Here is a 17,203-nt window from a genome sequence, read left to right on the forward strand (position 1 = left end):
CCTTCGAGCGGCCCCCTCCCTTCGCGGGAGGGGGCCGCTCGCGCGCGTGTGAGATACCGCACCGGGTGAACGGCGATTAACGCCGAACGCCACGGTGAGGTTCCCTGGGACCGCTGTGAACGGAGGGCGGTGTTCCGCTTCCTCCGCGGCCTGCACGTACGTCCCGTCGTCCAGAGCCGAGCAACCACCCGACTCCGAGGAACCACCCATCCCATGAGCACGCTGGACGCGTTGATCGTCGAGATCAACGACCACCTCTGGACGTACCTGCTGATCCCCCTGGTGGCGATCGCGGGCCTCTGGTTCACGATCCGCTCCAAGGCCGTGCAGCTGCGGCTGCTTCCCGAGATGCTGCGGGTCCTGAAGACCCCCGCGCAGAACACCGGGACCGGCCGCAGGTCCGTCTCGGCCTTCGGCGCCTTCACCATCTCCGCCGCCGCCCGCATCGGCACCGGCAACGTCGCGGGCGTCGCCGCCGCCATCACCCTCGGCGGCCCGGGCGCGGTGTTCTGGATGTGGGTCATGGCGCTGGTCGGAGGCGCGTCCTCGTTCGTCGAGTCGACGCTCGCCCAGCTCTACAAGGTGCGCAACACCCACCCGGGCGGTGAGGGCACCTACCGCGGCGGCCCGGCGTACTACATGCAGCGGGGCCTGGGGAAGCGCTGGCTCGGCGTCACCTTCGCCGTGATCATCACGCTCACCTTCGGCTGGGTCTTCACCGCCGTGCAGTCCAACACCATCACCACGGTGCTGAAGAGCTCCGGCAGCAGCGACGCGTCCTCCTTCACCTTCGTCGTCGGCATGGCCCTGGCCGGCCTGCTGGCGCTCAGCGTCTTCGGCGGCGTGAAGCGGATCGCCCACATCACGCAGGTGCTCGTCCCGGTGATGGCAGTGCTGTACCTGCTGATGGGCCTGCTGGTGCTGGCCCTGAATTTCGGCGAGCTCCCGTCGGTCCTCGCCTCGATCGTGGAGGGCGCGTTCGGTCTGCGGGAGGCCGCGTCCGGCGCGATCGGCGCCGCAATCATGCAGGGCGTGCGGCGCGGCATGTTCTCCAACGAGGCCGGTCTCGGCTCCGCCCCGAACGCGGCCGCGACCGCGGAGGTCAGCCACCCGGTCAAGCAGGGGCTGGTGCAGACCCTCGGCGTCTACTTCGACACCCTGATCGTCTGCTCCATGACCGCCTTCATCATCCTCTCCACCAATCCGTCGCTGTCCGAGCGCGGCGGGGCGGACCTCACCCAGTCCGCGCTGGAGGAGACGCTGGGCGGCTGGGCCGGCTACGTGCTGGCCGTCGTGGTGTTCATGCTCGCCTTCAGCTCGATGATCGGAAACTACTACTACGGTGAGTCCAACGTCCGCTTCGTCACCGGCAGCAAGCCGGTCATGGCGGGGTACCGGGTCGTCATCCTGGCCTGCACGGTGCTCGGCGCGATGGGTTCGGTCAGCGTGGTGTGGAGCCTCGCCGACGTCACGATGGGCGCGATGGCGCTGGTCAACCTGCTGGCCGTGCTGCCGCTGTCGGTCATCGCCTTCCGGCTCCTGGAGGACTACGTCGCGCAGCGGCGCGCCGGACTCGATCCCGTCTTCACCCGCGACCGGGTACCCGGCCTGAAGGGCGTGGAGTGCTGGGAGCCCGCGGGCGGGACGTCCGGCCCACAGGCCGGCGGGGACGCCGACCCGTCCGCGGCGCAGGACGTGCGCGTCGGCTGAGCACTGCCGCTCCGGGGGACCCGTACCGGTGAAAGGGGGCCCGGCCCTGCGTTCCGCCCCGCCCCCGGGGTACCCGGCCGTCGTCCGACGCGAGACGGCCGGGCTCCGGCGGGCCGGAGCCCGGAACGGAGGAGCGGAGACCATGGAGCAGAACACCCCACAGGCGGGCGAGCAGAGCCCCGGGTCGGCGGAACCGGAGCCCGGCCGCCCGGCAAAGGGTCCCGGTGACCTGCCGAAACGCTCGTGGGGGGCGGTCCTGAAGCGCACCGGGAAGGAGTTCCAGGAGGACGAGCTCACGGACATCGCCGCGGCCCTGACCTACTACGGCGTGCTGTCCGTCTTCCCCGCGCTGATCGCCGTCGTGTCGATCATGGGGCTGCTCGGCAGTTCGGCCATCCAGTCGGTCATCGACGAAGTCGGGGGTCTCGCCCCGGGGCCCGTGAAGTCGACGCTGACCAGCATCCTGGAGCAGCTCCAGGGCAGCAGCGGTGCGGGGATCGCCCTGGTCATCGGTCTGGTGCTGGCGCTCTGGTCGGCCTCCGGGTACGTCGCGGCCTTCATGCGGGCCGGCAACCGCATCTACGACATCCGCGAGGGCCGCCCCTTCTGGAAGACGCTGCCGACCCGCTTCTTCACCACGGTCGCGGTGCTCGTCATGTTGTCCCTGGTCGCGGTCGCGGTGGTGGTGAGCGGCGGGGTCGCCCGCACGGTGGGTGACGCGCTCGGGCTCGGCGACACAGCCGTCACCGTCTGGTCGTTCGCCAAGTGGCCGGTGATGGTGCTGCTGGTCAGCGTCGTCTTCTCGCTGCTCTACTGGGCCGCGCCGAACGTGAAGCGCCGCTTCCGCTGGGTCACGCCCGGCAGCCTGCTGGCGGTGCTGATCTGGATCGTCGCCTCGGTGGCCTTCGCCTTCTACGTGGCGAACTTCGCCGGCTACAACCAGACGTACGGCAGTCTCGCCGGGATCATCATCTCCCTCGTCTGGCTGTGGATCTCCAACATCGCGATCCTGCTCGGCCTGGAGTTCAACGCGGAGCTGGAGCGCCAGCGGGCGATGGAGACCGGTCACCCGGAGGACGAGGAGCCGTACGCCGAGCCGCGGGACACGCGGAAGATGTGACCGCCCGGACCGCCTCGGCGGGCCGCCCGCGCTCCCGGTGGCTGTGTGGTGGCCCTGGCGGCGTGGCGGTGCCTGAGCACCTCAGCTCTTCGCCGCCCGCAGGGCCGCGCGGAGATGACCGTCCGCGTCGGCCAGCAGCTGTGCCGCGGTGGGTGCGTCGACCTCGCCGAGCAGGGTGAGGATGGCGTTCTTCACCTCGCCGCCGGTCGCTGCGAGCGCGTTCTCGATCTCCTCGTCGGAGGCGTCGGTGGCGAGTGCGACGATGCGGCGGGAACGGGCCCGCAGCTTCTCGTTCGAGGCACGCACGTCGACCATCAGGTTCCCGTAGGTCTTGCCCAGGCGGATCATCGTCAGCGTCGACAGCATGTTGAGCACCAGCTTCTGTGCGGTGCCGGCCTTGAGCCGGGTGGAACCCGTCAGCAGCTCGGGGCCGACGACCACCTCGATCCCGTGCTCCGCGGCGGCGGCCAGCGGCGACCCGGCGTTGCACGACAGTCCGACGGTCAGGGCGCCGAGTTCCCGTGCGTGCTCGACGGCGCCGACCGCGTACGGGGTGCGGCCGGAGGCCGAGACGCCGACGACGGTGTCCTCCGGGCCGAGGCCGAGTCCGTCCAAATCTGCGGCGGCCAGCTCCCGGCTGTCCTCGGCGCCCTCCACGGACGTGATCACCGCGTCCGGGCCGCCCGCGATGAGCCCGACCACCTGCTCGGGCGCGGTGTTGAAGGTCGGCGGGCACTCGCTGGCGTCCACCACCCCCACCCGCCCGGCGGTCCCGGCGCCCGCGTAGACCAGCCGGCCGCCGCGCGCCATGCGCTCCGCGGCGCCGTCGATCGCGGCGGCGATCACGGGCAGCTGCTCGGCGACGGCGGCCGGAACGGTGGCGTCCTCGGCGTTCATCAGCCTGGCGATCTCCAGGGTGGGCAGCTGGTCGATCTCGGCCAGTTCGCTGCGGAACGCCTCCGTGGTCAGCGTCTCCAGCTGCGCGCGCAGCTCGCTGTACGACGGGCTGTGCGAGGGGTCGGCGGTGGAGGTCATGAGTGGGGGTGGCTCTTTCCGGTGCGTGAGGTCCTGGGGGCGTACGTGCTGGTGGCGTACGTGCGGCGGGTGCGCCTGCGAGCGGGTGTGCGCGTGCGTGCGGCTGCGGGTCAGCGCTGCCGCGGCGAGTGGCGGTGGGCGAGCGCCTCGTAGGAGGCGGACAGCGCCGGGGCCGCCGTCTCGTAGGTGCGCTGCGCGACGCCTATGAACAGGATGTCGACCACCAGCAGCTGGCTGGTGCGGCTGGACATGGCTGCCGGGCGCAGTTCACTCTCCCGCGCGGTGGAGGTGGTGAGCACGTGATCGGCGTACTGCGCCACCTCGCCGTCGGGACGGCCGGTGATCGCGATGGTCGTCGCGCCGTGGTCGAAGGCGACGCGCAGCGGCTCTATCACGTCCACCGTACGACCGGAGTGCGTGATGGCGAGGGCCACGTCGCCCGCGCGCAACTGGACAGCGTTGGTGACGGCCAGGTGCGGGTCGGCGTGCGAGTGGGCGATCAGGCCGATGCGCAGCAGCTTCTGCGCGAGATCCGTGCCCACCAGCGAGGACGCGCCGACGCCGTAGATGTCGACCCGGCGGGCCGAGGCGAGCGCCCCCACGGCGGCCTCCACCTGGCCGGTGTCCAGGGCGGCGGCGGTGTCCGCGAGCGTCTGCTGCTCGTCGTGCGCCAGCTTCGCCACCACGTCCGCCATCGGGTCGTCCACCGCGATGTCCGCGGTCACCGACGGCGCCGCCCCGGACTCCTGCTGCGCCGCCAAGCCGGCGAGTGCCAGCCGCAGGTCCCGGTAACCCGGATAGCCCAACAGCCGCGAGGTGCGTACGACGGTGGCCTCGCTGGTGCCGGTGCGCTCGGCGAGGCCGGTGACGGTGAGCCGCGAGCAGCCGGCGGGGTCGTGCGCGACGGTCTCCGCGACGCGCTGCATGGAACGCGTCATCGACGGCGCCATGGTGCGCACCTTCGCCGCGAGCGCGCCCGGTCCGGGCGGGCCGGGCGGTGCCGGGTGGGAGTGTCCGCGGCCCGCCGAGGGGCCTCTGCCGGCACCCGGACCGGCAGCTCCGGAGAAACTTTCCTTCACGCTGTACGTCACAGGAGGAAGGTATTTTCAGCCAGGAGTGGCGTCAAGCCCCTGTGCACGACCGGGGCCCCGGCGGGTTCCGGGTGGTCGGCGGGCCGCGGGCCGCCCGGCCGTCGGGCCGTCGGGCCGTCCGCCGCGAACGGTCCGACTTTGGTCCAATGGAGGGCATGGACATGGATCGGCAATCCCCCCAGGACCAGGCGCTCGAGCAGGCGCTGCACACCGCGCGGGCGCTCGTTCTCGCCGACCTGACCGCGGGCGACGTCGCGCAGGCGGACGTGGTCTCCCTGGTGGAGGACGCCGTGGTGCACCGCCGCTGGTGGGTCGAGCAGTGGCCGGACGGTGTCGCTTTCGTCGACGGCCTGATCGCCCAGGACGTCCAGGACGCCCTTCTCGAACGCTACGGCCGCTGGCCGCTGTGCCCCGTCTGCGGCGGATCCGACCTGCACGCCCTGGAGGTCGAGCCGGCTCTCGGGGAGAACCCGCACTGGGTCTGTGCCAAGACGGCCACCGCCGTGGCCCGCGTCGGTTCGCTCGGCGGGGGCGCCTGAGCGCGTGACGGTCTACATCGACCCCCCGACCTGGCCCGGCCACGGCCGCATGTGGTCCCACCTGGTGAGCGACAGCTCGTACGACGAACTGCACGCGTTCGCGGCGGCGATCGGCTGTCCGCGCCGCGCGTTCGACCGCGACCACTACGACGTGCCCGCCGAGCGCTACGCCACCGCCGTGCACCACGGCGCCGTCGAGGTCGGCAGCAAGGAACTGCTGCTCCGGCTGCGCGCCGCCGGCCTCCGCCGCCCCCGCCCGAACCGCGAGTGACGGCCGGTCAGTCCAGCGTGGCCGTTCCGCCCGCGGGGATGCTCCACGGGCCGATCAGGGCGATGCCCGTGCGGACGAAGTCCTTCACGTTTCGGGTGGCCGGTGTGGCCCCGTGAGCCCGGCGGACGGCGGCGATCCGGGCGTCGGGCACCGAGGCGGTCATGCCGGTGGCATTGCGGTCGCGGAGTGCGACGCGGGGGATCCCGTCGCGTCAGGCGATCACCGACTGCCCGGGATTCGTGCGCACCAGCTCCGAGAGGACGTTCGCGTCCAGCACGATCACTCGTAGCACTGCTGGCGCGCGTCCGTAGGGACGTCGTGGGGGGCCGCCGGGGCGTGGGCGATCACGCGGGTGCCCGCCGGGGCGCCGCGGAGGCGGGAGGCGACGGCGGTGGCGAGCAGCGCCGTCACCGCCAGCGCAGCGCCCGTCCACGCCACGGCGGCGAAGCCCCAGCCCGCGCCGATGACCAGCCCGCCCAGCCACGGGCCGAGCGTGTTGCCGATGTTGAACGAGGCGGTGGTGGTCGCCCCGGCCAGTGTGGGCGCCGCGTCGGCCACGTTGAACATGCGCGCGTTGAGCGCGGGCGCGGCCGTGAAGACGGCCAGGCCGAGCAGGAACGACAGGGTGACCGCGGCCACCGGCACGTGCGCGAGCAGCGCGAGCGCCGTGAGCACCACCGCGGCGGCGGAGATCCCGGCGTACATGGTGCCGAAGAGGTGCGCGTCCGCGATGCGGCCGCCGACCGAGGTGCCGATCAGTGCGCCCAGGCCGAACAGCCCCAGCACCCACGGCACCCAGCTCTCCGACAGGCCCGCGGTGCGGGTGAGGATCGGCGAGAGGTACGAGAAGACGCAGAAGCCGGTGGCGGCCGTGGCGGCGATGGTCACCAGCGTCATCCACACCTGCCGGTCGCGGTAGATGCGCAGCTCGCGGCGCAGGCGCGGCGCATCCTCGCCGGTCGGCGGCTGGGTGCGCGGCACCACGGCGACGACCCCGATGAGGCCGACCGCCGACATCGCGGCCACCGCCCAGAACGCCGAACGCCACCCGGCGCTCTGCCCGAGGAACGCTCCGGCCGGGACGCCCGCGATGTTCGCGATGCTGAGGCCGCCCACCATGACGGCCATCGCGCGGGCCCGCGCGTTCACCGGCACCAGCGACACGGCGACCGCCGCACCGACGGCCCAGAACCCGGCACAGGCCAGCGCGCTCACCACACGGGACGCGAACAGCATCCCGTACGAGGGCGCCAGCGCCCCCGCCACCTGCCCCAGGCCGAACACGGTGAGCAGTGCGATCAGGGTGGTGCGCCGCGGAAGCCGCAGCGTGGCGGCCGCCAGCAGCGGCGCCCCGACGACCATTCCGATGGCGAACGCCGAGACCAGCAGCCCGGCCTGCGGGATGGAGACGTCCATGTCGCGGGCCAGCGGCTCCAGGATGCCCGAGAGCATGAACTCCGAGGTGCCGAGCGCGAAGACGGACATGCCCAGCACGTAGACCGCAGCGGGCATGCGGGTGCGCGTCGCCTTGGTGGCGGCTCGGGGCAGGTGCGGATCGGCTGTCGGTGCGTCGGCGGGCATGGTCGTGTTCAACGGCGCACCCCGACGGGCGCATTCCCGTCCCGGCGCGGTGGTGTCCGAGCTCTCAGGTCGCGAGACCTCCGGCCGTGGTCCGCCCGGACCGGGTCCGGATCCGTGTCTCAGGGCCGGCGGCCGAGCAGGGCCAGCAGGTGCTCTTGCGGGGTGGCGGTGGCCGCGACGTCCACCGGGGGCGCGAAGACGCCCGGAATGCCCTGGTCGCCGACCATCGGACGCACCCGTTCCAGCAGGTCCTGCGCCAGTGCGTCGGAGATAGTCGCGGCACGGGCGATCCCCGTCCCCAGGTCCCATCCGTGCACGGCCAGGTCGGTCGTCATCTGCCAGCCGTACGCATCCGCCGCCTCGCGGCCACCGGTGACGTGCACCTCGCCCTCCAGCGCGCCCGGCCGGTGGAAGGCCGGGTGGGAGGCCGCGCCCGCCGCCTCCCAGGCGGCGACGGGTTCGTCGCCCAGCACGTCGCCGTCGAAGCGGTCGCCGACCTCCGCCAGCGTCGCCCCGCCCAGCAGATGCGGCGCCCACAGGTGCTCGGCGGTCACGTGGTTGACCAGGTCCCGGACGCTCCAGTCCGCACAGGGCGTCGCCGTGTGCCACTGCTCCGTCCCGACCTCGTGCACCAGCCGGTCCCACTCGGCGTAGGCGGTGTCGAACGCCTCGATGAGTTCCATCCGTCCATGGTGCGCCCAGCGTCAACGCTTCCGCATCCGCGCCGTCCGAACGGATGAACGTACGCCCGAACGGCCCCTTCACCGCCCCGCGCGGCCGATCATGGCGCCGGGGACCAGGCTCCCGCGTAGCCTGGAGTTACGAGAGGGAGGTAAGCGTGACCGTCACCGCCGACCCCGTCACCGACATCATGGAAGACGCGCCGGACCCCATCGACCAGTTGAGCGCGCTCGAAGAGGCTTACGGAGAGCCTGTCCGGGCGCAGTACGTCGAGAGGGGCGCGTTCTTGCCGCCGCAACCGGACGATCAGCACATGGACGCCGCTGCCGAGTTCTACTTCCAGCTGCGCACCGCAGGCTTCCCGCTCGCCGGCATGGGCATCGGCCTGAGGTGCGGGGTCAAGTACGAGCGGACGCAGGCGCTCCTCATCCCCGACTTCTACGTGAAGCACCGGCGTCCCACGGATCTCGACGAGGCGTACCGCCGCACCCACAAGGGCTGGTACTCCATCGACCTGCTCGCACTCGTCGGGGAGGTCACCTCGACCAACCACGAGACGGACACCGGCCCGAAGTACCGCACGTACGCCGCTGCCGGCGTGCCGGTGTACGTGCTGCTGCACCGGCAGGAGGGCAAGGCGTACGCGTACTCCGACCCCGTGAGCGCGCCGGAGCGCGGCGACCCGCACTACGCGACGAAGACGGAGGTCGAGATCGGCCGCCCCCTGCCCCTTCCGGAGCCGTATCCGGCGCTGGAGACAGAGTTCCTGCTGGAGCGGTGAGCCCCGGCCGGTCTCAGACGCTCAGCAGGTCGAGTTCGCCGCGCAGGTTGTGGCGGGCGGTGCGCTCCCAGTGGGTGCGGCCGTGTGCCGTGCGGAACAGCTGCGGCAGGTTGAGGAGTTGCCGCAGCACCGCGGCGCGGCCCTCGCGGAACATCTCGTCCGGCACGAAGCCGTACTCCTGGCGCACGGACGCGGCATAGTGCGCGTACTCCTCGGGCGAGCCCGCCAGCACCGCGAGGTCCGCGTCGCACAGCGTCTCGCCGTTCGCGTCCCCCGGCTCGGGCGCGTGCGTGACCGTCAGCCGCACCAGCCGTGCCACCTCCGCCGTGGTGCCGTCCGGCACCCCCGCCTCCGGCAGCGCCCGCTCGGCGAGCTGCGCGCTGCGCTCCTCGTTCTCGCTGCGGTCCGGCCGGTACACCGCGTCGTGGAACCACGCGGCCAGCCGTACGGCGTCCGGGTCGGCGGCGTGCGCGGCCAGCTCGTCCACCCGGTCCAGCACGGCGCGCAGGTGCCGCACCGTGTGGTAGTGCCGCTGCCGCTCCTCCCACCGGTCGAGCAGGTCCCGCCCGTACGGCTCCGGGGCCGGCTCCGCGGTCCCGCCCCGCGTGCGTACGAGCAGCTCGCGCCACCGCGCGAGCAGCGCGTCGCGGTCCGGTCCCGGCTCCTGATGCGGCTCGGGCACGTACGGAATCCCGGATGGCATACCGCCATTGTGCCCACTCCGGCCCGCGAGGAGCTCCGCGAGGAGCCGCGCGGTGCGGCGTGGGCGGGCCGGGGCGGGGTTTCCGGGTCACCGGGGGTGTGGCAGGCTGTGCTACATGTCTAGACCATTGCTCGAGGTGATCGCGCTCGACGCGGACGACGCCCGGGCCGCGCAGGCCGGAGGGGCGGACCGCCTCGAACTGGTGACGGATATGGCCGCCGACGGGCTCACGCCCTCGCCCGGTACCTTCGCGGCCGTACGGGCCGCCGTGGATCTGCCGGTGCGGGTGATGCTGCGCGCGGCGGACGGGTTCTCCGCCGGGGGACCGGAAGGTGTCGCGGTGCTCCGTGCGCAGGCAGAGGCGCTGCGCGCGGAGGGCGCGGAGGAGTTCGTGCTCGGCTTCCTGGAGGAGTCCGGGCAGCCCGACGTGGAGGCGGTCGCCGCGCTGGCGGCGGCGACCGGCGGCGGCCGGTGGACGTTCCACCGCGCCATCGACCGGGCCGCCGACCGGGACGGCCTGCGCAAGCGCCTGGCCGACCTGCCCGGCCCGGACGCCTTCCTGACCGCGGGCTCCGCGGCCGGCGTGGACGACGGCTGGGACGTGCTGGTCGCGGAGGCGGCCCGTACGGCTGCGGGCGAACCCGGCTACGAGCCGCTGCTGATGGTCGGGGGCGGTCTGCGGCTGGACCACGTGCCCGGCCTGAAGGACGCCGGGGTGACGGCGTTTCACATCGGGGGCGCCGCGCGACCCGAGGGCTGGCACGGTCCGGTCACGGCCGGGGCGGTCGCCCGCTGGCGCACCCTGCTGGACGGCTGACGCGGACCCGGCCCGCCGGTCGGGAGCGGCCCGTCGGAGCGCGGTCGCCGTGTCGTGCCGCGGCTCGAAGAGCAGCCAGCCGTCCCCGGCATCGACGCCCGCGAGCGGGGCCGCACGCGCCGACGGTGCCCCAGCGGCGTTCAGACCCGCGGGGACGGGGAAGAGGACATCGCGGAAGGTACGACCGTCGAACACTCACCGGAGGTGAACCGTGCGGGCCGTACGACTCCCCTGGTGGGTCTCGCTGCCCCTCGCCCTCGTCGTCCTGGTCGCCCTGCTCGCGGCCGCCGGGCGGCTCAACCTGATCCCCGGGCTGCCGAACCCGTTCGAGAGCGACACCAAGGACCGCACCGGCCCGACGCTGCTCACCTCCATCCAGGACATGAGCCGCTACCAGGCCGCCTCCGGCAACTTCCAGGTCGTCGTCGACCTGGAGAAGGACGCCAAGTACCTGCCGGACGCCCTCCTCGGCGAGCGCACCCTCTTCGTCGGTGCCGGCTCGGTCGGCGCGTACGTCGACCTCGGCGACGTCGACAAGAAGGCGGTGAAGGTGAACGACGCCCGCACGTCCGCCACCCTCACCCTGCCGCGCGCCGAGCTGGAGAAGCCGGCACTGAACGAGGACCGCTCCTACGTCGTCGCCCGCGAACGCGGCCTCTTCGACCGCTACGGCGACTGGTTCTCCGACAACCCCAACAGCGAGCAGAAGGTGCGTCAGACCGCCGTGAAGCACATCACGCAGGCCGCCGAGGACAGCGGCCTGCGCAAGCGGGCGGAGAAGAACACCACGCAGATGCTGGAGCAGCTGCTGCGTTCGCTGGGCTACGAGCGGGTCGACGTCACGTACGCGTGAGCGCCTCCGGCAGCGGTTCGGCGTGCACGACGGCGAGACCGGAGACCGCGCGCGTCAGGCACACGTACAGGCGGCGCAGGCCGGTGCGCGCGTCGGGCTCCCCGGACACGATCGCCGCCGGCTCATCGAGCACCACGTAGTCGTACTCCAGGCCCTTCGCCAATGTCGCCGGCACCAACGTCAGCCGCACACCGGCCGAGGTCTCCTCGCCCGGGGCGAGGTGCGGCAGGCCCGCCTCCTCCAACGCGGCCGCCAGGGCGGGAACGCGCGCGTCCGCGACGATGAGCCCCGTCGACCCCTCGCGGCCGAGCGACGCGCGGCACGCCGCCAGTACCGCGGCGGTCTGCTCCTCCGCCGCGACGGCCCGCACCGCGAAGTCGCCCGGCGACTCGCGGATCGAGGTCGCCTCGGCCAGCCCGGGGGCGATGCTGGGCAGCAGCCGGGAGGCGTAGGCGATCACGTCACGCGGGACGCGGAAGCCCTGGGTGAGCTCCTCGACGTGCGAGCCCTGCTTGCCGAGGTGCGACAGCGCCTCCTGCCAACTCGACGTGGCCCACGGGGTGGTGCCCTGCGCGAGGTCGCCGAGCACGGTCGCCGAACCGGTGGTGCAGCGCCGCCCCACCGCCCGGTACTGCATCGGGGAGAGGTCCTGCGCCTCGTCCAGCACCACGTGCCCCAGCGACGGGGTGCGCGCGACGAGGTCGGCCGCCTCGTCCACCAGCACCGCGTCCGCCGCCGACCACGTCGCGGACTTCACCCCGCGGGCCGGCTTCGCCCACCGCACGGCCTGCTGCTCGTCCGCGTCCAGCAGCCCGTCGGCCTGCTCGGCGAGGAAATCCGGGTCGGAGAGCAGCCGCAGCACCAGCTTCGCCGGGTCGACGGCCGGCCAGACCGCCTTCACCACGGCCTTGACCGCCGCGTTCCGCGCCACCGCGTCCTGCACCCGGTCGTCCGGAGCCTCGCCCGCTTGCTCCATGCGCACCAGCACGGCGTGCGCGATGCGCTGCGGCAGCGCCTCCCGCGCCGCCCCGTACCGCATGTCGCGCTGCAGCAACTCCTCGACCAGCTCCTGGAGTTCGTACGAAGGAATGCGCCAGCGCCGGGAGCCGCGCACCACCACGCACCCCTCGGCGGGCATGGTGACCCCGGCGCGCACCGCGCGGCGCAGCACCTGCGCCATCCGTGCGTCACCCTTGAGCCGGGCGGTCTCCGCTCCGTCCCGGCCGCGCACCCGCACGCCGTACCGTGCGGCGGCCTCCTCGACCAGCCCGTCCACCGTGGCCTGCCGCACCTGGAGTTCGCCCAGGGCGGGCAGGACCTGCTCGATGTAGTGCAGGAACGAGCGGTTCGGTCCGATGACCAGGGTGCCGGTGCGGGCCAGCCGTTCGCGGTGGGTGTAGAGCAGGTACGCCACCCGGTGCAGTCCGACGGCCGTCTTCCCGGTGCCGGGCGCGCCCTGGACGCACACCGTCCCCTCGATGCCGGACCGCACGATGACGTCCTGCTCGGGCTGGATGGTGGCGACGATGTCGCGCATCGGGCCGACGCGCGGCTTCTCGATCTCCCGCTGGAGCAGCGCACTCGCCTGCGACGCCTCGGTCGGGTCGCCGAGGTGCTCGTCCTCGTACGCGGTCAGCTCGCCGCCCGTGTAGCCGAAGCGGCGGCGCAGCGCCACATCCTGCGGGTCCTTCTTCGAGGCGCGGTAGAACGGCTGCGAGACCGGCGCGCGCCAGTCCACCACCATGGGGTCGCCCTCGGCGTCGTGGACGTGGCGGCGGCCGATGTAGAAGGAGTGGCCGGCGTGGTGGGCGTACGGAGAGGCGGGCGCGGAATCGGCCTCGGTGTGCGGATGCCCGTAGTCGAGGCGGCCGAAGAACAGCGGGGTGTGCGCGAGGTCGGCGAGGGACTCGATCCGCTGGTCGAGCTGGGCGCGCAGGACTTCGGCGTTCACCCAGTTCGCGCTGACGTCGGAGATGTCGAGGGATTCGGCGTCGGCGCGCATCGCGCGCAGCGCGGCGCGCGAGCCAGCGAGGTGGGCGCGTTCGCGTTCCAGCGGGCCGTCGTCGCCCGCCGAGGTGGCGGGCGCGGGGGCGGCGGACGGGTCGGTGTCGTGCGCGGGCACGGGACGGCCTCCGGTGCGGTCTGACCGTACGCGCGCACGGCTGCGGGCGCGCGAGAGCGCGAAGTGACCGAGGTGCAGCGCGCGGCCGTCGGGCCCCTGACCGTCGAGGGCCGGGCCACGGCACGGGCCGCACGCCGCTGGACTCCGCGAACGCGCGCGCGGCAGGGCGCGACACGTACGAGTGAACGGGTGCGTGGGCGGGTGCCAGCCGGTTTCCGAACGGCCGGGGGCCTCCCGACGGGAGGCGGAGACGCGGAAGTCTAGACCTCCGGGGCGCCGCGGGCGAACGGATTTCCCGGCCCGGTCCCCGTAGGGGGAAGTGTGGTCACCGAGAGCGAGACGATCGGGGCGAATCGGGACTTTAGGCTGATGCGCCCGGGCGGGGCAGTGCCCATGCTGGGGGTATGAGCAAAGCACCGCACGCACGCCTCGTCCCAGGTCAGCGGCCTGGGCACGGGTGCGGTGCCACTGCGCTCGGGGCGGATGCAAAGGGCCGCCCGCGTCGGCACTCGCGGCACATGGTCGGCAACACGCTCCGCGTCGCACGGGTCTTCGTCAGCTCCGCGTTCGACGTGGTCGTGCTCGGTGATCTGGAGGGTGGCCGTTCCGCGCGGCCGGAGCAGTCCGGTCGGCCCGAGCAGCCCGCGACGCGCCAGGGCTGACCTCCGCCCCACGGCCCGCCGGTACCGAGCCCGCGGGACGGTGGCCTCGTGCCCGGACGGTCCGCCGTGCGCGCAGGCCGGGTCGTTTCCCGGCGTGCCCACGATTCGTTGCCGATCTTCGCGCGGGCATCGCCGGGTAGGCACCCCGGTCGACTAGGGTCACCGCACGGACTGGTGGAAACCGGACGGAAGGGGCGACCGGCGCGGTGGCGAGCACGCGACTCAAAGACGGCTCCGTCGCCGCCCGAGGGCTCCCGGCCGGGGCCACCACCCGCGTCCCCGACCCCCGCAGGTCTCCGCCGCGGCGGCCGCCCGTCTCCCTTCAGGCACTCCTCGGCGGCGCCGTCCTCACGCTGTCGCTGGCGGCCTTCGCGGCCTACACCCTGGTCACGCCGTTTCCCATGGCCGACGTGCAGGTCTACCGGGCCGAGGGCGCGGCGGCACTGCGCGGCCACGGTCTGTACGACTTCACGGTCACCGAGTGGGAACTGCCCGCCACCTACCCGCCGTTCGCGGCGCTGCTCTTCGTCCCGCTCGCGCTCCTGCCGGCGGCCGGGGCGAAGCTCGCGTTCCTCGCCGGAAACCTGGCCCTGCTCGCGCTGCTCGTCCACCTCTCGGCACGGCTCGCGGGGCGGTCGGTCACGCCGCCGGCGCTGGCCGCGCTGACCGGGGCGGCGCTGTGGCTGGAGCCGGTCTTCCAGACCATGGCGTTCGGGCAGGTCAACCTCGCGCTGGCGTGCCTGGTGCTGTGGGACCTCGGACGGCCGGACGGCGCTCGCGGCAAGGGCCTCGCCGTCGGCCTGGCCGCCGGGATCAAGCTCACGCCGGCGATCTTCGCCGTGTACCTGCTGCTGACGGGGCGGCCCCGGGCCGCGTGCGCCGCCTTCGGCGGCTTCTGCGGCACGGTGCTGGCCGGGGCGTTCTTCCTGCCCGGTGACAGCGTCGTCTTCTGGACCGACCGGCTCTTCGAGACCGGCCGGGTGGGCACGGCGTGGATCGTCGACAACCAGTCCGTGCAGGGGGCGGTGGCGCGCGTGCTGCACGACGCCGACCCCGGCCCGCTGTGGATGCTGCCCGCGGCCGCGGTGGCCGGGACCGGTCTGTGGCTGGGCCGCCGCCTGTGCCTGCGGGGCGGGCCCCCCGGCGGAGTCGGCGACCCGGCGTGGGGTGTGACATGCGGTGGGGCGGCGCGCGGCGACGCGTGGGGGCTGCTGTGCGTCGCCCTCACGGCCCTCCTGGTGTCGCCCATCAGCTGGACGCACCACTGGGTGTGGTGCGTGCCGCTGCTGGCGCTGCTGTGGGGACGCCGGGTGCTCTGCGCCGCGGTGGCGGCCGTGTTCGCCGCCCGCACCATGTGGCTGGTGCCCCGGGACGGGGACCTCGACCTGCGCGGGCCCTGGTGGGTACAGCCGTTCACCTCGCCGTACGTCTGCCTCGGTCTCGCCATCCTCGCCCTGCTCGCCGTCCTGGCCCGACGGCGTGGGGTGACCACACGCTGACCGGCGGGTCGCCCCCGTGTGGCGCTGTCCCGTCGTGGACTCAGACGTCGTCGCCGGCGAGCAGTTCCGTGGCGTCCACGATGCGGTACGCGTATCCCTGCTCGGCCAGGAAGCGCTGCCGGTGCGCGGCGAAGTCCTGGTCGACGGTGTCCCGGGCGACCACCGAGTAGAACCGGGCCTCGTGGCCGTCGGCCTTGGGCCGCAGCACCCGGCCGAGACGCTGCGCCTCCTCCTGCCGCGACCCGAAGGTGCCGGACACCTGGATCGCGACGGTGGCCTCGGGGAGGTCGATGGAGAAGTTCGCGACCTTGGAGACCACCAGCACCTGGATCTCGCCGCGCCGGAAGGCGTCGAAGAGCTTCTCGCGCTGCGCGTTGGAGGTGTCGCCCTTGATCACGGGGGCGCCGATGTGCGCGCCGAGTTCGTCGAGCTGGTCGATGTACTGGCCGATCACGAGGGTCTGCTGCCCCGCGTGCCGCTGCACCAGCGCCTCGGTGACGCGGCGCTTGGAGTCCGTGGTGGCGCAGAACCGGTACTTCTCGTCCGTTTCCGCGGTCGCGTATGCGAGCCGCTCGGAGTCCGTGAGGTTCACCCGCACCTCGACGCAGTCGGCGGGCGCGATGTAGCCCTGCGACTCGATCTCCTTCCACGGCGCGTCGAACCGCTTGGGGCCGATGAGGGAGAAGACGTCCGTCTCCCGCCCGTCCTCGCGCACCAGCGTCGCGGTCAGGCCGAGACGGCGGCGCGCCTGGAGGTCGGCGGTGAACTTGAAGACCGGCGCCGGCAGCAGGTGCACCTCGTCGTAGACGATGAGACCCCAGTCGCGGGAGTCGAACAGCTCCAGGTGCGGGTAGACGCCCTTCCGCCGGGTGGTCAGCACCTGGTAGGTGGCGATGGTGACCGGCCGGATCTCCTTCCGCGTGCCGCTGTACTCGCCGATCTCGTCCTCGGTGAGCGAGGTGCGGCGCACCAGTTCGTGCTTCCACTGCCGGGCGGAGACGGTGTTCGTGACCAGGATGAGCGTGGTGGCCTGCGCACGGGCCATGGCCCCCGCGCCGACCAGCGTCTTCCCCGCGCCGCAGGGCAGCACCACGACTCCGGAACCGCCGTGCCAGAAGCCCTCCACGGCCTGCTCCTGGTACGGGCGCAGCGCCCAGCCGTTCTGCTCCAGCTCCATCGGGTGCGCCTCGCCGTCCACGTAGCCCGCGAGGTCCTCGGCGGGCCAGCCCAGCTTGAGCAGCACCTGCTTGATCTGGCCGCGCTCGGAGGGGTGCACGACGACGGAGTCCGGGTCGATCCGGGCGCCGACCAGCGGCTGCACCTTCTTCGACCGCAGGATCTCCTCCAGCACCGGCCGGTCGCTCGTCTCCAGGACCAGACCGTGCGTGGGGTGCTTGACGAGCTGGAGCCGGCCGTAGCGGGCCATCGTCTCCGCGACGTCGACCAGCAGGGCGTGCGGCACGGGGTAGCGGGAGAACTCCACGAGCGCGTCGACGACCTGCTCGGCGTCGTGACCGGCCGCGCGGGCGTTCCACAGGCCCAGCGGCGTCACCCGGTAGGTGTGGATGTGCTCCGGTGCGCGCTCCAGCTCGGCGAACGGGGCGATGGCGCGACGGCAGTCGCCCGCCCGCTCGTGGTCGACCTCGAGCAGCAGGGTCTTGTCGCTCTGCACGATGAGCGGGCCGTTCACGTGCTCTCCCTTCGGGTCGGGGGTGCCTGGCGGGCGCGGGTGGCCGGA

Annotated in this window: 17 protein-coding genes; 9 read left to right on the forward strand and 8 right to left on the reverse strand. The window is 73.2% G+C overall.

Features of this window, described 5'->3' with window-relative positions:
• The first annotated feature begins 213 nt into the window (after nucleotides 1–213).
• Nucleotides 214–1,710, forward strand: coding sequence for an alanine/glycine:cation symporter family protein (locus E4198_RS14910; RefSeq protein ID WP_136183577.1), 1,497 nt, complete (start codon nucleotides 214–216; stop codon nucleotides 1,708–1,710).
• A 142-nt stretch (nucleotides 1,711–1,852) separates the two neighbouring features.
• Nucleotides 1,853–2,830: a YihY/virulence factor BrkB family protein gene (locus tag E4198_RS14915; protein ID WP_136183578.1), complete on the forward strand. Its 978-nt coding sequence runs from the start codon at nucleotides 1,853–1,855 to the stop codon at nucleotides 2,828–2,830.
• An 81-nt stretch (nucleotides 2,831–2,911) separates the two neighbouring features.
• Here E4198_RS14915 and murQ read toward each other — a convergent pair whose 3' ends face one another.
• Nucleotides 2,912–3,865 (reverse strand): N-acetylmuramic acid 6-phosphate etherase, encoded by a 954-nt coding sequence (murQ, locus tag E4198_RS14920; RefSeq protein ID WP_136183579.1) that lies wholly within the window; start codon nucleotides 3,863–3,865, stop codon nucleotides 2,912–2,914.
• Between the two features lie 110 nt (nucleotides 3,866–3,975).
• On the reverse strand, nucleotides 3,976–4,824 hold the full coding sequence (locus E4198_RS14925) for a MurR/RpiR family transcriptional regulator (protein ID WP_247597926.1): 849 nt from the start codon (nucleotides 4,822–4,824) through the stop codon (nucleotides 3,976–3,978).
• A gap of 293 nt (nucleotides 4,825–5,117) precedes the next feature.
• Here E4198_RS14925 and E4198_RS14930 point away from each other — a divergent pair, with 293 nt between their 5' ends.
• Both E4198_RS14930 and E4198_RS14935 read left to right on the forward strand, forming a co-directional pair.
• Nucleotides 5,118–5,495: a hypothetical protein gene (locus E4198_RS14930; RefSeq protein WP_136183581.1), complete on the forward strand. Its 378-nt coding sequence runs from the start codon at nucleotides 5,118–5,120 to the stop codon at nucleotides 5,493–5,495.
• Nucleotides 5,496–5,499: 4 nt separating this feature from the next.
• Nucleotides 5,500–5,766, forward strand: coding sequence for a DUF4031 domain-containing protein (locus tag E4198_RS14935; protein WP_136183582.1), 267 nt, complete (start codon nucleotides 5,500–5,502; stop codon nucleotides 5,764–5,766).
• A gap of 7 nt (nucleotides 5,767–5,773) precedes the next feature.
• Here E4198_RS14935 and E4198_RS25470 read toward each other — a convergent pair whose 3' ends face one another.
• From E4198_RS25470 to E4198_RS14950, 3 genes are all read right to left on the reverse strand, one after another.
• Entirely contained in the window at nucleotides 5,774–5,929 is a 156-nt protein-coding gene (locus E4198_RS25470) for a hypothetical protein (protein WP_247597694.1), read from the reverse strand.
• Nucleotides 5,930–6,045: 116 nt separating this feature from the next.
• Nucleotides 6,046–7,278, reverse strand: coding sequence for a Cmx/CmrA family chloramphenicol efflux MFS transporter (locus E4198_RS14945; protein WP_136185397.1), 1,233 nt, complete (start codon nucleotides 7,276–7,278; stop codon nucleotides 6,046–6,048).
• Nucleotides 7,279–7,466: 188 nt separating this feature from the next.
• Nucleotides 7,467–8,030, reverse strand: a complete 564-nt coding sequence (locus tag E4198_RS14950; RefSeq protein WP_136183583.1) for a TIGR03086 family metal-binding protein — start codon at nucleotides 8,028–8,030, stop codon at nucleotides 7,467–7,469.
• 155 nt (nucleotides 8,031–8,185) lie between these two features.
• Here E4198_RS14950 and E4198_RS14955 point away from each other — a divergent pair, with 155 nt between their 5' ends.
• On the forward strand, nucleotides 8,186–8,809 hold the full coding sequence (locus tag E4198_RS14955) for a Uma2 family endonuclease (RefSeq protein ID WP_247597695.1): 624 nt from the start codon (nucleotides 8,186–8,188) through the stop codon (nucleotides 8,807–8,809).
• Nucleotides 8,810–8,822: 13 nt separating this feature from the next.
• Here E4198_RS14955 and E4198_RS14960 read toward each other — a convergent pair whose 3' ends face one another.
• Nucleotides 8,823–9,512 carry a hypothetical protein gene (locus E4198_RS14960; RefSeq protein ID WP_210732828.1) on the reverse strand — a complete coding sequence of 230 codons (690 nt, stop codon included), beginning with the start codon at nucleotides 9,510–9,512 and terminating at the stop codon, nucleotides 8,823–8,825.
• 115 nt (nucleotides 9,513–9,627) lie between these two features.
• Between E4198_RS14960 and E4198_RS14965 the strand changes: the two genes are divergently transcribed.
• A complete protein-coding gene (locus E4198_RS14965) occupies nucleotides 9,628–10,329 on the forward strand; it encodes a copper homeostasis protein CutC (protein ID WP_136183585.1) in 702 nt (233 codons plus the stop codon).
• Nucleotides 10,330–10,540: 211 nt separating this feature from the next.
• Nucleotides 10,541–11,182: a DUF4230 domain-containing protein gene (locus tag E4198_RS14970; RefSeq protein WP_136183586.1), complete on the forward strand. Its 642-nt coding sequence runs from the start codon at nucleotides 10,541–10,543 to the stop codon at nucleotides 11,180–11,182.
• Here the strand turns inward: E4198_RS14970 and E4198_RS14975 are convergent.
• A complete protein-coding gene (locus tag E4198_RS14975; protein ID WP_136183587.1) occupies nucleotides 11,169–13,304 on the reverse strand; it encodes an AAA family ATPase in 2,136 nt (711 codons plus the stop codon). The two genes, E4198_RS14970 and E4198_RS14975, sit on opposite strands and share 14 nt — an antisense overlap.
• A 518-nt stretch (nucleotides 13,305–13,822) precedes the next feature.
• Here E4198_RS14975 and E4198_RS24925 point away from each other — a divergent pair.
• Both E4198_RS24925 and E4198_RS14980 read left to right on the forward strand, forming a co-directional pair.
• Nucleotides 13,823–13,966 carry a hypothetical protein gene (locus E4198_RS24925; RefSeq protein WP_168711443.1) on the forward strand — a complete coding sequence of 48 codons (144 nt, stop codon included), beginning with the start codon at nucleotides 13,823–13,825 and terminating at the stop codon, nucleotides 13,964–13,966.
• Nucleotides 13,967–14,367: 401 nt separating this feature from the next.
• A complete protein-coding gene (locus E4198_RS14980; protein WP_136185399.1) occupies nucleotides 14,368–15,465 on the forward strand; it encodes a glycosyltransferase 87 family protein in 1,098 nt (365 codons plus the stop codon).
• 40 nt (nucleotides 15,466–15,505) lie between these two features.
• Here E4198_RS14980 and E4198_RS14985 read toward each other — a convergent pair whose 3' ends face one another.
• Nucleotides 15,506–17,155: a DNA repair helicase XPB gene (locus tag E4198_RS14985; RefSeq protein ID WP_027765731.1), complete on the reverse strand. Its 1,650-nt coding sequence runs from the start codon at nucleotides 17,153–17,155 to the stop codon at nucleotides 15,506–15,508.
• Between the last annotated feature and the right edge of the window lie 48 nt (nucleotides 17,156–17,203).

This window comes from Streptomyces sp. RKND-216 (assembly GCF_004795255.1).
Lineage (GTDB): Bacteria > Actinomycetota > Actinomycetes > Streptomycetales > Streptomycetaceae > Streptomyces > Streptomyces hazeniae.